The organism is Hungatella sp. SL.1.14, assembly GCF_024460495.1.
GTDB lineage: Bacteria > Bacillota > Clostridia > Lachnospirales > Lachnospiraceae > Hungatella > Hungatella hathewayi.
In genome coordinates this window covers 1-1,594 of record NZ_JANFYJ010000074.1, presented here as the reverse complement: position 1 = coordinate 1,594, position 1,594 = coordinate 1, and the positions used below count along the sequence as shown (strand labels likewise).

Below are 1,594 nucleotides of genomic sequence, written 5' to 3'. Positions count from 1 at the left end.
TTTTTTGTGTAATAGGAAAGTTCTCGTAAAAATGGAATTATGTAAACTTGGTGTTCTGCCTTTGCAGAGCACCACAATCAGACGATAGGAGATGGTTAAAAAATAAAAAACCCACTGTTCCCATCATCTTCACCAAAAACATTTTCATGAAGAAAATAGTCCATATCAAGAAGGTCTTCATCCTTCATGCGTGCTATTTCAGAGGGAGTCATTCCCTCCGGAGGATTTTTTGCATATTTGCTGCGAAGCTTCTCTACAAGTTCTTTGTTATCGATGGCAGTCACCTCCAGTCAAAATTAAGATACTTTGATTTTAGCATGAGAGGAGGGAGATGTAAAAGGATTTTGCTTAGCAGGTGCACGGCATTTGTACTTTCGCATAGCCCTTTCATATAATTCTTGCAGAGAGACTGACTTATGGCTGTAATAGACCTCCAGGATTTCCATGGTGCACCCGCAGCAGGGACATGTTAGAGGATCATAACCGAAAGAAGTGAGAATTAAAGTGCGCCATTGATTAAAACTCAAAAAGATTTTGTGCTTTTCTTTCGGGATGGCCCGGTAAAGTTTCTGATCCTGCTGACGATGCCTGGCATAGATCCCATAATAGCGGATCATTTTGAACTGCCGCTCAGGGATATGCTGGATTAACCGTGAGATAAACTCAAGTGCGGGAATCGATTCGGTAACCAGAACATTATCTTCATGTCTGTTGTAATGAAAGGTAACCGTATCGCCATCATAAGAATCAATCCGGGAGGTGGCAATAACAGGACGGCCAAGATATCTGCCAATGTATTTGATAACAGAATCAGGGCTGCAGTCTTTTGATTCGGCGTAAACATAAAAGCCGTCTTTGTGATTTTTATAGACAGAGGCTTTGCACTGCTTAAAGGAGTCCCCCAAATGCTTGTGAAGTAAATTCAGGAGGGCGGTACAAAAGGCATGGCGGAGAAAAGAAAAGTTAAAGTGAGAAATCTTACGCCATGTAATTGTCCTGCCAGCCCCACCCTCAGAAACGAGGCAGTGGATATGAGGATTCCATTTGAGATCACGCCCGAATGTATGCAGAACGCAGACAAAACCGGGAGTAAAGGATTGGGACTGATTAATTTTGTGAAACATACGAAGAACAACGCTTCTGACAGCATCAAAAAGGAGGACCAGGAGAGAGCGGTCAGAGAGGAAAAAATGGCGAAGTTCTTCGGGGATGGTGAAGACACAATGTCGGTGAGAACAATGAATAAGTTTAAAAGCCATAGAGGTAGTGCGAACAATGGAATATTTATTGCCGCAGGAAGGGCAGAAGCGGCTATGGCATCGAAAAGGAACAAACTTAAGAAATCTGCAGCCAGGGCAGGCATAAAAAGCCTCACCAAAAGAAGGGTCACCACAGTTTAACATTTTATCAACATTCTCGATGACCGCATCGCGTGGGTGTAAAATATAAATCATTTCTTCATAATGGTCGTTAAAAATATGCTGGAAAGTGTTCATAAGACTATTATAAGAAAAAAGCAGCAAAAAGGAAGTCCCTAAATTCCCCTCATGAATGAGGGGCTAGGGGAGTTGAAGTGCCGAAGGCACTTTCTTGT

Annotated in this window: 1 protein-coding gene; it reads right to left on the bottom strand. The window is 42.3% G+C overall.

Translation table 11 applies throughout. The features are described from left to right. Positions 1–296 precede the first annotated feature (296 nt). Entirely contained in the window at positions 297–1,496 is a 1,200-nt protein-coding gene (locus NE473_RS33275) for an IS91 family transposase (RefSeq protein ID WP_081034816.1), read from the bottom strand. Positions 1,497–1,594: the final 98 nt, after the last annotated feature.

Coding starts and splice junctions, on each gene's coding strand:
- NE473_RS33275 (WP_081034816.1), bottom strand. CDS start 1,496: ATGAACACTTTCCAGCATATTTTTAACGACCATTATGAAGAAATGATT.